This is a genomic window from Pseudomonas sp. KH_050, assembly GCF_057838875.1.
The window spans coordinates 301,905-314,363 of the sequence record NZ_CM174478.1 but is presented as its reverse complement, the minus strand read 5'-3'; the positions used below and the strand labels follow the sequence as shown (position 1 = coordinate 314,363).

General features: G+C 58.9%; 12 protein-coding genes. 11 read left to right on the top strand and 1 reads right to left on the bottom strand.

Going from position 1 to position 12,459, the window contains the following annotated elements; translation table 11 throughout:
* Nucleotides 1–56: 56 nt before the first annotated feature.
* The 5 genes from AC3IUA_RS01420 (at nt 57) to AC3IUA_RS01400 (ending at nt 4,570) form a co-directional block, all read left to right on the top strand.
* Nucleotides 57–1,184: an O-antigen ligase family protein gene (locus AC3IUA_RS01420; RefSeq protein WP_489362198.1), complete on the top strand. Its 1,128-nt coding sequence runs from the start codon at nt 57–59 to the stop codon at nt 1,182–1,184.
* Between the two features lie 128 nt (nt 1,185–1,312).
* A complete protein-coding gene (locus AC3IUA_RS01415) occupies nt 1,313–2,278 on the top strand; it encodes an alpha/beta hydrolase family protein (RefSeq protein WP_489358756.1) in 966 nt (321 codons plus the stop codon).
* Nucleotides 2,279–2,320: 42 nt separating this feature from the next.
* The gene (locus AC3IUA_RS01410; RefSeq protein ID WP_489358755.1) at nt 2,321–2,722 is read left to right on the top strand and encodes a protein-tyrosine phosphatase family protein; all 402 of its coding nucleotides are present in this window, start codon (nt 2,321–2,323) and stop codon (nt 2,720–2,722) included.
* Nucleotides 2,723–2,917: 195 nt separating this feature from the next.
* A complete protein-coding gene (locus tag AC3IUA_RS01405) occupies nt 2,918–3,976 on the top strand; it encodes a PDDEXK nuclease domain-containing protein (RefSeq protein ID WP_489358754.1) in 1,059 nt (352 codons plus the stop codon).
* Nucleotides 3,977–4,111: 135 nt separating this feature from the next.
* Entirely contained in the window at nt 4,112–4,570 is a 459-nt protein-coding gene (locus tag AC3IUA_RS01400) for a hypothetical protein (RefSeq protein ID WP_489358753.1), read from the top strand.
* A gap of 86 nt (nt 4,571–4,656) precedes the next feature.
* Here the strand turns inward: AC3IUA_RS01400 and gabP are convergent, their stop codons facing one another.
* The gene (gabP, locus tag AC3IUA_RS01395; RefSeq protein WP_489358752.1) at nt 4,657–6,048 is read right to left on the bottom strand and encodes a GABA permease; all 1,392 of its coding nucleotides are present in this window, start codon (nt 6,046–6,048) and stop codon (nt 4,657–4,659) included.
* Nucleotides 6,049–6,601: 553 nt separating this feature from the next.
* Between gabP and AC3IUA_RS01390 the strand changes: the two genes are divergently transcribed.
* The 6 genes from AC3IUA_RS01390 (at nt 6,602) to AC3IUA_RS01365 (ending at nt 12,350) form a co-directional block, all read left to right on the top strand.
* The gene (locus AC3IUA_RS01390) at nt 6,602–7,375 is read left to right on the top strand and encodes an ABC transporter ATP-binding protein (RefSeq protein WP_489358751.1); all 774 of its coding nucleotides are present in this window, start codon (nt 6,602–6,604) and stop codon (nt 7,373–7,375) included.
* A 13-nt stretch (nt 7,376–7,388) separates the two neighbouring features.
* The gene (locus AC3IUA_RS01385) at nt 7,389–8,141 is read left to right on the top strand and encodes an ABC transporter substrate-binding protein (protein ID WP_489358750.1); all 753 of its coding nucleotides are present in this window, start codon (nt 7,389–7,391) and stop codon (nt 8,139–8,141) included.
* Nucleotides 8,142–8,220: 79 nt separating this feature from the next.
* The gene (locus tag AC3IUA_RS01380; RefSeq protein WP_489358749.1) at nt 8,221–8,916 is read left to right on the top strand and encodes an ABC transporter permease; all 696 of its coding nucleotides are present in this window, start codon (nt 8,221–8,223) and stop codon (nt 8,914–8,916) included.
* Nucleotides 8,913–9,602 carry an ABC transporter permease gene (locus AC3IUA_RS01375; protein WP_489358748.1) on the top strand — a complete coding sequence of 230 codons (690 nt, stop codon included), beginning with the start codon at nt 8,913–8,915 and terminating at the stop codon, nt 9,600–9,602. Before AC3IUA_RS01380 ends, AC3IUA_RS01375 begins: the two co-directional genes overlap by 4 nt.
* The gene (locus tag AC3IUA_RS01370; protein WP_489358747.1) at nt 9,583–10,812 is read left to right on the top strand and encodes a methyltransferase; all 1,230 of its coding nucleotides are present in this window, start codon (nt 9,583–9,585) and stop codon (nt 10,810–10,812) included. The genes AC3IUA_RS01375 and AC3IUA_RS01370 overlap by 20 nt, the downstream gene beginning before the upstream one ends.
* Nucleotides 10,813–11,111: 299 nt before the next feature.
* Nucleotides 11,112–12,350, top strand: a complete 1,239-nt coding sequence (locus AC3IUA_RS01365; protein WP_489358746.1) for a nucleoside deaminase — start codon at nt 11,112–11,114, stop codon at nt 12,348–12,350.
* The last annotated feature ends 109 nt before the right edge of the window (nt 12,351–12,459 follow it).

The following is a 12,459-nucleotide window of genomic DNA, read 5'->3' as shown; positions in this document are numbered from 1 at the left end:
CCACCTGGCTCATTTTGTACTGGCTACCCATCGGCTGGCTTGCCTTGCTCAGCGGGATGTTCTGGGTCGGTGATCGCGCCTTGTACCACAAACTCTACTACCTCACCCTTGCCGCACCGACCTTGATAGCGTTGCTCCTTGAGCCACAACTGCTCAAACAACTATTAAGTTCGCCTTTGATAAAACTGTTCTTGTTGTTCTCGGCTTACATACTGATTTCGGTGCAATGGTCAGGCACCGAAGAAACTCCCCTGAGCATGAGTAAACGCCCGCTCTACATCTTGATGCTGCTGTTTGCCGCGATGCTGATTACCCTCAAATCTCCCGGCCGACTTGACCGCATGACCAGGCTGGCAGCGATGCTTGCCGTAGTGTGTGCGGCTGCTTCCCTGGTTTATTTCTTTTATCGTGACGAAGGTGGCCGCTTCAATGGTTATGGCGCCTTATACAACCCGCTGCTGAGCTCACATGTATTTGGCTTTTTTTGCGCTTACTGGCTGAGTTGCTGGTATCTGGACAGCAAACCGACCGCCCTTTTACCCCTGATCGCCATGACCATACTCTGGGCACTGCTGATCTTTACCGGATCGCGCACCCCGATCATGGCCATGGCCGGCTGCCTGTTGTGGATGGCCATTGCACAATGGAAACATCGACTGTGGCTGGTCATTGCCGTGGCGATAGCCCTTGTCGTCGCCACCCAGTCACTGCCGCAATCGGAGGATTTAATGGCCCGCGGGGTTTCCTACCGACCGGCAATCTGGGCTGAAGCACTGCGGCAAATCCAGGCAAGCCCATGGTTGGGCCTGGGCTTTACCCACCCGCAAGTCTTCTGGGTCGAAGGGCTCCACTATGCGCTGGCCGACCCACACAACATTGAACTTGGCGTACTGTTTGAGGGTGGCGTGGTTGGCCTGATGCTGTGGCTAATGATGTATGCCTATGCCATGTTTTACGCATGGCAACGTCGCGACCAACCCTGCGTGCTGATGGCCTCTACGTTGGTGGTCTATGGCTTCATGGCCGGCCTCACCGAAGGCAGTGCGTTTTTTTCCCGACCCAAGGAGCACTGGTTTCTGATCTGGATTCCCCTGGCCTTATTGGCAGCGACCCGATTCAGCTCCAGGCAGCAGGCTGAAGAACAGCCGCCGCTACCCCGAGCTGAAAATCACCCGCATACCTGACAAGCTCGCGTCGAAAAACCCCAAGTGTGTTTCCTTGGGGTTTTTTATTGCCGGGAATTTGCTAGCTTCTGATTTCCGCGACACGCTTCGCAGTGAATGCATCAACAGCACAAGGGACCCCAGCACTCATGAATCAGCAGATCACGCCTGCGTCGGAGCTCCCGGCAACCACTGCACGGGCCGCCCCCAAAACAGAACCTGGAGAATCATTCAAGGAAGTAGCCGCCGATGGCTTCACCCTCGGTGGTTTCACCTGGCGTCATCCACAGACGGACATCACACGCTCAGTGGTGGTGATCAACGCGGCGACCTCGGTGCGCTGCCGCCATTATTTTCGCTTCGCCGATTATCTGTTTGCCAACGGCTTCGACGTCATCACCTACGACTATCGCGGGATCGGTGAGTCACGACCAGCATCCTTGCGCGGCTTCAGCGCATCATGGACGGATTGGGGCGCACTCGACTTCGAGGCTATGTTGCAACGGGCGACCCGGGAGTTTCCCGGCCAACCCATAGACGTGGTCGGGCACAGCTTCGGCGGTTGCGCAGCCGGGCTGGGCGCCTCGGGACAGCTGATCCGACGCCTGGTGACCGTAGGAGCACAGTTCGCCTATTGGCGCGACTACGCACCGGCCACCCGTTGGCGGATGCTCTGCAAATGGCACGTGTTGATGCCACTGGTGACAATGTTCTACGGTTACTTCCCCGGCAAGCGCCTGGGCTGGCTTGAAGACACTCCGGCTGGCGTGGTCCGGGACTGGAGCACCCCGACTGCACTGTACGAGAGGCGTCCCAGCGGGCGCTTGCTCGATAAATTGCCCTTCCACGCTGTCACCGCGCAAACCCTTGCCATCAGCCTCAGCGACGATCCCTATGGCACGATCCCGGCCATCGAGCGGCTGCTTGGCTACTTCAAGGCCAGCTCAAACTCGCACCTGCGAATCGCCCCGCAAGACATCGGCGAAGTGGAAGTCGGACATTTCGCCTTTTTTCGCAGCCCGTACCAAGCCACACTATGGCCCATTGCATTGTCCTGGCTGCAAAACGGCGAGCTTGCTCCCGGTACGCCTGGGCGCTTGATGCCACGCAGCTGATTGACCTGCCTGCCCTACTCAACGGAATACGGAACGAAGCCCATGGCATCCGCGAACAAACAACACAAACGCGCCTCCCGCGCAAAAGCCAAGGCCAAGCAGAATCGAACTCAACGCGCAGGCGCCGCAGTCGAAGCGCTGGATCCGAATGACGATCGCATCGACTTTGAATCGGTGGACCTGACCGAGCTGTTCAAGAAGATGCGCACGGCCGAAACCACCAGCCAACAAGCCATGTGTGCGGCTTTCCTGGCCGATCCTCTGCTCGAGCTGGTGCTGGAGCAGGAAGGCGAAGAAGGCGCGACTGACTTCATACTCGCGGCGCTCATCGAGTATCGCCAGTGGTCCACCGAGGCGGACGAGGCCGCAGCCCTTGCCTGGATCGAGAGCCCGCAATTCCAGGCCGATTACGTTGCTGCATCGGACGCGTTGCTGATGTCGTAAGCCTGACTTTTTCGAACTGACCGAAAACGGCCGCCGTCATCACTGACGGCGGCCGCTTTCGTTATCGCCTATTCCTTCCGATCAATCAGATCTGTCCTACAAAGCCCGCTCAGCGTTTGCAGGCATTCTCTTCTTCCAGTTCGGTCAACCCCCCGTCCATCCGACCGCGCACCAGCCCTCGCTGCGGAAGACGCCATGAGCACACTCACCTCAACCCACGATCAAAACGTACAACTCGCTCCACTGCTTGGCAGCCTCGGCGAACTGATCCGGCAGGCGCGCCAGAAAGCGCTGCGCGCGGTGGATACGCTGCAAGTGCAAACCTGCTGGCAAATCGGTAGGCATATCGTTGAATTCGAGCAGGAGGGCGTGGAGCGGGCTGCCTATGGCAAGCGGTTACTGCCAACGCTGGCCAATAGGCTGACGGCGGAGTTTGGAAAGGGGTTCGATACGACGAATCTGCGTCACATGCGCGGTTTTTTCATAGCGTTCCCAATATGCGACGCACTGCGTCGCGAATTGAGCTGGACCCACTACCGCCTCCTGCTTCGGGTTGAAAACAACAACGCCCGCCAGTGGTACATGGGCGAAGCTGCCACGCTCAACTGGTCAACCCGCGCACTGGAACGCCAAATCGCGACGCTCTACTACGAGCGCCTGCTGGCCAGCAAGGATCGGCTTCCAGTCGAGCAAGAAGCAGCCATCAATCTCCAGACGCTCAACAAAAGCCCACGAGAGTTTGTGCGAGACCCTGTGGTGCTGGAGTTCCTGGGTCTGCCTAACACCGGAATCGTTCTGGAAAACGCCCTCGAACAAGCACTGATCGATCAACTGCAAGGATTCTTGCTGGAACTTGGCAAAGGCTTCGCCTTCATCGCCCGACAGCAACGCATCAGCACCGACAGCAAAGACTTTTACCTGGACCTGGTGTTCTACAACTACTTGCTCAAATGCTTCGTGATCTTCGACCTCAAACGCGGCGAACTCACTCATCAAGACATCGGCCAGATGGACATGTACGTACGCATGTACGACGACCTCAAACGCGGACCGGACGACGGGCCGACGGTGGGCATTATTCTTTGCGCGCAGAAAGATGAGTCGGTGGTGCGCTACTCGGTACTCCAGGGTAATGAACAGCTGTTCGCCAGCAAATACAAACTGGTGCTGCCGAGTGAAGAAGAGCTGCGCGCCGAACTGGATCGTGAACGATCGGTACTGGAGGAGCGCCTGCTCGGTCAGAATCCGCAATAGAAAACAGCCACGCTAGGTGGCGAACGACCACCGTAAGCCGCGCAATACGACCGCGCCTTACAGGCAGATGATTTATCGATCCGTCATATTGCGTTTTAATGCTCAGCAATCTCTCTCTGAAAACGACCCAAACCAATGGCATCCCTGAACAAACAACAGAAACGCGCCAAACGCGCGAAGGTCAAAGCCAAGCAACTGCGCATGGGAACAAGAAAACCCATCGCTATGTACGACGATCCGACCGGCCCGAACGATGAGCAAATTCCGCAGAACATCCTGAAGATGTTCCTCCTCATGCAGGACGCGGAAGAGTCCACCAATCGCGTAGAAATGCTGGTGAGAATGCTCATCTCGCTCAGCAAGATTATCGAGGAGCAGCCAGAGCTGCTGGACATGGAAAACGCCGAGAACGAGTCGATGGCTGCCACCCACCTGGCGGCGGACATGTTGATTGATTACCGCATGTGGGCCGACGGCATTGATCGCGAGCAAGCCCAACGCTGGCTTGAAGACCCTGAAGTCATCGCTGATTTCGGGACCGCGCTGGACAGCTATAAGAAAGCGCTCGATATAGCGCTGAAAACGGACGAGTAAATCCATTCGTTAAAACACCGAAAACAAAAACGGCCGCTGTCATCCCTGGCAGCGGCCGTTCTGGTTATGCGGTTCGAATCAAACCATCAATTCAACACCACCACCCCACGCTTCTCGATACTGCGGCGACGCGCGACCAACAGGCCCGCCGCAACCACCAGAACACTCAGCAGCCCCGTCGCGAGAATTTCTACGCGGTGCGCTTCCTGGAACAGCATGATCGCCAGCACCCCGACGATGAACACGATCACCGCGTAGGTCAGGCCCGGGAACAGCCACATCTTGAAGGCGATCTTCTCGCCAACGGCCATGCGCTTCTGGCGCATGCGCAGCTGGGACACGGCAATCACCAGGTACACCAGCAGGGCAATCGCCCCGGAACTGGCGAGGAGGAATTCGAACACCGCAGCCGGAGCCACGTAGTTGGCGAATACCGCGAGGAACGCCGCTGCTGTGGACAGGATCACCGCCCAGTAAGGCGTACCGCTGTTGTTGGTGATCTTCGATACTGCCGGGGCATCGCCGCGCTTACCGAGGGAGAAGAGCATCCGCGAAGCGGTATACAGCGCCGAGTTCAGGCAGCTGGTTACAGCGACCAGCACCACGAGATCAACAATCAGCTTGGCGTTGGGAATACCCATGCGGTCGAGCACGGTCTGGTAGGAACCGACCTGCGCCAGGCCTGAGTCGTTCCATGGCACCAACGCCACAACGATGAAGATCGACACCAGGTAGAACAAGCCGATCCGCCAGATCACCGAGTTGGTGGCCTTGGAGATTTGCTTGCCCGGGTCCTTCGATTCGGCAGCGGCGATGGTGACGATTTCGGTGCCCATAAACGAGAACATTGTGGTCAGCATCGCGGCCAGGACCGCGCCCATGCCGTTGGGCAGGAAGCCTTGGGTATCGAACAGGTGCGACACACCGCTGACCTGGCTGCCCGGCAGGAAGCCGAAGATCGCCAGCAAACCGAGGATGATAAAGCCGATAATCGCGACGACCTTGACCAGCGCAAACCAGAATTCGAACTCGCCGTAATTCTTCACGCTGAACAGGTTGGTCACCGTCAGCAGCAGGGTAATAACCAGCGTGAACACCCAGATCGCCACATCGGGGAACCAGGCGTGGAGGATGGTTGCGGCGGCGTTGGCTTCCAGCGGGATCACCAACACCCAGAACCACCAGTACAGCCAGCCGATGGTGAAACCGGCCCAGTGACCGATTGCCTGATCGGCATAGGTCGAGAACGAGCCGGTGTCCGGCGAAGCAATGGCCATTTCAGCCAGCATGCGCATGACCAGCACCACCAGGGTACCTGCGGCGGCATAGGCCAACAGCACAGCGGGACCGGCGGCGGCGATGGCGTGGCCGGAACCGACGAACAGCCCGGCGCCGATCACACCGGCGATCGACAGCATGGTCACATGCCGTGGTTTAAGCCCCTGTTCGAGGCCATTGGAGCTATGGGTACTGCTCATTGAAACTACCTTTGCGGGTGAAAGCGATTCAGTCCACCCCGTCTGCAGACTTTCTCGTAAAAAGTATCCAACGGGGCGTTCCTTATTTTTTACGCAAGTTTTGCGCCAAAATGTTTCAAATCGCCAGTTTCCGGGGGCTGTGGAGCAATCGGGAAAAAATCGTAACCCATTGAGATTAATGGCATTTCGCCAGAACGTTACCCTCCGACCCATCCGCAAAGCCAATCGACGCACCAGAAACACACTGCAAATTCAGCTCATGCACAATAAAGGGGCGGATATGGGTCCGTTGAGCTGCCTGGCGCTTCCAACACCCGGCCAAAGCTGGCACCATCGCGCCCTTTTTTACGCGACAGCCGCCGCGACAGCAGTTCAAACGAGTGTTCGGTTGTTGATAGCGCGACAGTCTGCTGTGCCGATGCGACAACCTGCCACATGCCACCTGTTTACCCCCGTAGCGCTGTTGGCTGTCATTCAAACGCTATGCTAGCTTGGCCGCCTCGCCAGGAAGGCCACCAACAGCAGGAGCGCTACAGAACAATGAGGACCGCACATGGCTGAGGCCACGCCCGCGCTTGAAATCCGCAACTTGCATAAACGCTACGGCACGCTTGAGGTACTCAAAGGTATCTCGCTGACCGCACGCGACGGCGATGTGATCTCGATCCTGGGTTCCTCCGGTTCCGGCAAGTCCACTTTCCTTCGCTGCATCAACCTGCTGGAAAACCCTCATCAGGGCCAGATCCTCGTGGCCGGTGAAGAACTCAAGCTCAAAGCCGCGAAAAACGGTGACCTGGTCGCTGCCGACGGCAGGCAGATCAACCGCATGCGCAGCGAAATCGGTTTTGTGTTCCAGAACTTCAACCTCTGGCCGCACATGAGCGTGCTCGACAACATCATCGAAGCGCCACGCCGGGTACTGGGGCAGAGCAAGGCCGAAGCCATCGAAGTCGCCGAAGCCTTGCTGGCCAAGGTCGGCATCGCTGACAAACGCCACGCCTACCCCGCGCAACTCTCCGGCGGTCAGCAACAGCGTGCGGCCATCGCCCGTACCCTGGCGATGCAACCCAAAGTCATTCTGTTCGATGAACCGACTTCGGCCCTTGACCCGGAAATGGTTCAGGAAGTACTTAATGTGATCCGCGCATTGGCTGAAGAAGGCCGCACCATGCTGCTGGTCACCCATGAAATGGGCTTCGCCCGTCAGGTTTCCAGTGAAGTGGTGTTCCTTCATCAAGGCCTGATCGAAGAGCAAGGATCGCCACAGCAGGTTTTCGAGAACCCGCTTTCGGCACGCTGCAAACAATTCATGTCCAGCAACCGCTAACGGAGCAACACGAATGCAGAGCTATAAAAAATTCCTCTTGGCCGCTGCCGTTACCATGGCGTTCAGCGCCACCGCTGCTGCCGAAACCCTGAAAATGGGCATCGAAGCGGCCTACCCGCCGTTCAACAATAAAGATGCCAGCGGCCAGGTCGTCGGTTTCGACGTCGATATCGGCAACGCCCTGTGCGCCAAGATGAAAGCCGAGTGCACCATCGTCACCTCCGACTGGGACGGCATCATCCCGGCCCTGAACGCGAAGAAGTTCGACTTCCTGATCTCTTCGATGTCGATCACTGACGAGCGCAAACAAGCCGTCGATTTCAGCGAACCGTACTACTCGAACAAGCTGCAGTTCATCGCGCCTAAAGCCAAAACCGATTTCAAGACCGACAAAGAATCCCTCAAAGGCAAAGTCATCGGCGCCCAACGCGCGACGCTGGCCGGTACCTGGCTGGAAGACAATCTGGGTGACGCGGTCGAGATCAAACTCTACGACACCCAGGAAAACGCTTACCTGGACCTGACTTCCGGCCGTGTCGACGCGATCCTGGCGGACAAGTATGTCAACTACGAGTGGCTTAAAAGCGACGCGGGCAAGCCTTATGAATTCAAGGGCGACCCGGTTGAAGAAAGCGACAAAATCGGTATTGCCGTGCGCAAAGGCGATCCGATCCGCGAGAAGCTGAACACCGCACTGAAAGAAATCGTGGCTGACGGCACCTACAAGAAGATCAACGACAAGTACTTCCCGTTCAGCATCTATTGATCCTGACTTGCCTGACCGTCACCGCAACCCGCGGTGATGGTCCTTGGTAAAGCCTGCCGCGATTTAAAAAAAGAATGCCATGAATATCGATCTCTACGGATTCGGCCCGGCGCTCGCCGCTGGCGCGCTGATGACCGTCAAACTGGCTCTCTCGGCACTGTGCCTGGGGCTGGTGCTCGGTCTGCTCGGCGCCTTGGCCAAGACTTCCCCGTACAAGCCGCTGCAGTGGCTTGGCGGTACTTACTCGACGCTGGTTCGCGGCATCCCGGAACTGCTTTGGGTATTGTTGATTTACTTCGGCACGGTCAACCTGATGCGTGCCTTGGGCGAGTTCTTCGGCAATCCCGATCTGGAACTCAACGCCTTCGCTGCCGGTGTGATTGCCTTGGGCCTGTGCTTCGGCGCCTATGCCACGGAAGTCTTCCGCGGGGCGATTCTGGCAATTCCGAAAGGTCACCGTGAAGCCGGCGTGGCCTTGGGCCTGTCGAAATTCCGGATCTTCACCAAGCTGATCATGCCGCAAATGTGGCGCATCGCCCTGCCGGGGCTGGGCAACCTGTTCATGATCCTGATGAAGGACACCGCGCTGGTCTCGGTGATCGGGCTGGAAGAGATCATGCGTCACTCGCAAATCGCGGTGAACTTCTCCAAACAGGCGTTCACCTTCTATATGGTTGCCGCCTTCATGTACCTGGGCCTGACAGTTCTCGCCATGACCGGCATGCACTTTCTGGAACGACGCGCCGCTCGCGGCTTCGCGAGGAGCACGCAATGAACTGGGAAGTGATCATCAAATGGCTGCCGAAACTGGCGCAGGGCGCAACCCTGACCCTGGAACTGGTCGCCATCGCCGTCATCCTCGGCTTGCTGCTGGCCATTCCATTGGGCATCGCCCGCTCGTCGCGGCGCTGGTATGTACGGTCCCTGCCTTACGCCTACATCTTCTTCTTCCGTGGCACACCGCTGCTGGTGCAGTTGTTTTTGGTCTACTACGGTCTGGCGCAGTTCGACGCAATACGTGAGAGTGTCTTCTGGCCTTACCTGCGTGATCCGTTCTGGTGCGCCACTGCCACCATGACCTTGCACACGGCGGCCTACATCGCCGAGATCCTGCGCGGCGCGATCCAGGCCATTCCACCCGGCGAGATCGAAGCGGCGCGTGCCCTGGGCATGTCCCGGCCCAAGGCGTTGTTCTACATCATCCTGCCGCGTGCGGCGCGGATCGGTTTGCCGGCCTACAGCAACGAAGTGATCCTGATGCTCAAGGCCAGCGCCCTGGCCAGTACCGTGACCCTGCTGGAACTGACCGGCATGGCCCGGACCATCATTGCCCGGACCTATCTGCCGGTGGAGATCTTCTTCGCCGCGGGCATGTTCTACCTGCTGATGGCCTACCTCCTGGTACGCGGCTTCAAGCTGCTGGAGCGCTGGTTGCGCGTCGATGCCTGCCAGGGACGCTGATCTGCCACAGGTATTGAAGGGCGAGCAACTGATCGCCCGCTTCAAGGCCCTGGATGCGTTCCTCATCGAGCATCAGGCGTTGTGGCGACCGCGGCCCTTTACCCACCGGCAACTGCCTTGGGAAGCGCAGCATCCCGAACTGGCCAACTGGCTGCGGCAACGTTCACTGGACGAGGCCGAAGCCAGCCACAACCAGCCACAATACCTGGATGCCCCGGCACCCTTTACAGCGCTGGCGGCCACCTCGGTCGCGCTCAGCGCTGTCGGGGATCTGCCCAGCCATCCGCTCGATCCTGCCACCCGGCGCTTGAACGTCGATGTACCCGGGCGCAAATGGCAGCAGATCGAGGCCTTCGCCGGATGCCTGCAGTTTGCGCAAACGCCCACCCACTGGCTCGACTGGTGCGCGGGCAAGGGGCATCTGGGCCGGCGCCTGCTGCAAAGCGGGCAACAACTGACTTGCCTGGAATACGATCCTGCCCTGATCGCCTCCGGCCAGCAGCTCAGCCAACGCCATCGACTGCCCGCAACCCATGTACAACAGGACGTTCTGGCAGACGACGCCGTCTCGCGCCTGAGCAGCGGGCAAACCCCGGTTGCCCTGCACGCCTGCGGCGACCTGCACGTACGCCTGATGCAACTGGCCAGCGCCGCGGGCTGCAAGCAAATGGCTATCGCCCCCTGCTGCTACAACCGCATCCGCAGCGATGAGTACCAGACACTGTCCATCGCGGCAAAAGCATCGGGCCTGCGGTTATCACTGGATGACCTGGCACTGCCCCTCAGCGAAACCGTCACCGCTGGCGCTCGCGTACGGCGCCAGCGTGATACCTCGATGGCCCGGCGCCTGGCCTTCGATCTGCTGCAACGGCAACTGCGCGGCTGCGACGAGTATCTACCGACGCCTTCATTACCCAGCGCCTGGCTGGACAAGCCGTTCGCCGATTATTGCCGCGACCTCGCCACCCTCAAAGAGTTATCCACAAACGAACAGGATTGGTCGTCACTCGAAGCGGCCGGCTGGCAGCGATTGGCGCAAGTGCGCAATCTGGAGCTGGTGCGGGGCCTGTTTCGGCGGCCACTGGAACTCTGGCTGGTGCTCGATCGCGCCTTGTTTCTGCAAGAGCAAAAGTATGCCGTACGCCTCGGATTGTTCTGCGAAACCCCACTCACCCCGCGCAACCTGATGCTCCTGGCCGAACGCAAATAGCCACGTCCTTTTATCCTCCAGCCTGTGGATAACTCTGTTGATGAAACTTGCGAGTCTCCAATCCCGGCGCTGTTTCAGCGCTGACACAACAACCGTTCAGTTTTGTATCACTCGATAAAAAACCCAAAAAACAGCCAGTTGCGCGAAGCTGAAAACGGATCCAAAAAATCACTTATAAATCTTGATTGCGACGGGTCAGTTGTGCATAAGCATTCGCACCAACGGCCCGGATAAAGCTGAGCTATTGTTTTCAAACGCCAGAATGGTCTGGCGAAAAGACAGCAAGGAGCTGGAACACCATGAGCACAGTGAACAGTGCACAGGAAGCTGTAGATACCGTCGCCGACCAGGCCATTCTCGCCGCCATTCAGAAAACCTTCGCCGTCGGCGGCGCCATCATCAACAACGCGACCGGCGAAGTCATAGTCGCGATGCACAACAACGTACTGATGCCCTTCCTGGGCAACACCACCTACTTCCTGCCTCACGACCCGACCGCCCACGGCGAGCGGCAACTGGTCGACTGGTATTACGAGCATGTAGCGGCACTGAATCTCCCGCCGCCTGGCCAACTGACGATCGTGACCACTCTCGACCCTTGCGCCATGTGCGCCGGCTCGCTGCTCACCGCCGGTTTCAACGTCGCCGTCAGCGCGATCGATACCTACGCCGGGATCAACTACAACAGCCAGTTCACCTTCCCGTCGCTGCCGCCGCAGATTCGCCAGCAGGCGCAAAGCACCTGGGCTTATTACGCCATCGGCGCCCCGGTCAAACGCTCCTATCAGGGCTCGACGAGCCCGGTATTCGGCGGCCAGGGCATCGACTCATCGGCCTACTACCTCACCGCGTCGATCTTCGACGCCAGCGTCAATACGGTGCGCGAAGCCAGCAACAACAGCGGCCTGGACCCTTCGCAGCTGCAGAACCCGGCGACACTCCCGCTCAACAGCCCGGTGCGCAAAGCGCTGACCAAGCTCAGCCCCTACGCCTTGACCGTCACCTCGGCCAACCCGCGCGACCCCGGTGCAGAACTGGCCCAGCCGTTGCTGCAGACCGCGAAAAAAGCCGATGCCTTCAACTCCGTGGCCTTGCTCGACCCCTTCGGCAACCTGCTGGTGTGCCTTGGCGGAGTAGAGAACCAGTCGCCGATCCGTACCGCGTTCATGGAAACCACCCGCAATTACGCCGTCATGCGCTGGACCTTGATGAACGACCCGGACCCGGTCGTTCGCGCCCAGGCCGAGCAATACCTGACGCACCCGAAATACGGCACCTTCGTGTTCCTCTACGCCCCGGACCCGACCACCCCGCAAGCCGTGATGACCTTCGGCGCCTACGGCTCGACCATGGAAGGCCCGGTGCCCCAGAGTTACCCGTCGAACCTGCAATACGTGCTGCTGCCGGGCAATACCACGCCTCAGGCACTGGCGACTCTGGCCCAGAACCTGCCACCCTTCTATACCCAAAGCGTTCAAGTGGCGCCGAATCAAGTGCTTAGCCAGGACTTGATCAACGCGGTCAAAAACGGCGTGTAGAGAGCGGAGTACAGCTGACAGCCTGATCCCTGATTGAATCAGCGGATCAGGCGCTTTCACCGTGCTTGCCAAATTGCTGCCAGGCACCCGTCTTTGGCCGCTTCGCCAC

What these genes read in the sequence shown, in the direction of transcription:
- AC3IUA_RS01420 (WP_489362198.1), top strand. Translation starts at nt 57, where the DNA reads ATGTTCTGGGTCGGTGATCGCGCCTTGTACCACAAACTCTACTACCTC.
- AC3IUA_RS01415 (WP_489358756.1), top strand. Translation starts at nt 1,313, where the DNA reads ATGAATCAGCAGATCACGCCTGCGTCGGAGCTCCCGGCAACCACTGCA.
- AC3IUA_RS01410 (WP_489358755.1), top strand. Translation starts at nt 2,321, where the DNA reads ATGGCATCCGCGAACAAACAACACAAACGCGCCTCCCGCGCAAAAGCC.
- AC3IUA_RS01405 (WP_489358754.1), top strand. Translation starts at nt 2,918, where the DNA reads ATGAGCACACTCACCTCAACCCACGATCAAAACGTACAACTCGCTCCA.
- AC3IUA_RS01400 (WP_489358753.1), top strand. Translation starts at nt 4,112, where the DNA reads ATGGCATCCCTGAACAAACAACAGAAACGCGCCAAACGCGCGAAGGTC.
- gabP (WP_489358752.1), bottom strand. Translation starts at nt 6,048, where the DNA reads ATGAGCAGTACCCATAGCTCCAATGGCCTCGAACAGGGGCTTAAACCA.
- AC3IUA_RS01390 (WP_489358751.1), top strand. Translation starts at nt 6,602, where the DNA reads ATGGCTGAGGCCACGCCCGCGCTTGAAATCCGCAACTTGCATAAACGC.
- AC3IUA_RS01385 (WP_489358750.1), top strand. Translation starts at nt 7,389, where the DNA reads ATGCAGAGCTATAAAAAATTCCTCTTGGCCGCTGCCGTTACCATGGCG.
- AC3IUA_RS01380 (WP_489358749.1), top strand. Translation starts at nt 8,221, where the DNA reads ATGAATATCGATCTCTACGGATTCGGCCCGGCGCTCGCCGCTGGCGCG.
- AC3IUA_RS01375 (WP_489358748.1), top strand. Translation starts at nt 8,913, where the DNA reads ATGAACTGGGAAGTGATCATCAAATGGCTGCCGAAACTGGCGCAGGGC.
- AC3IUA_RS01370 (WP_489358747.1), top strand. Translation starts at nt 9,583, where the DNA reads ATGCCTGCCAGGGACGCTGATCTGCCACAGGTATTGAAGGGCGAGCAA.
- AC3IUA_RS01365 (WP_489358746.1), top strand. Translation starts at nt 11,112, where the DNA reads ATGAGCACAGTGAACAGTGCACAGGAAGCTGTAGATACCGTCGCCGAC.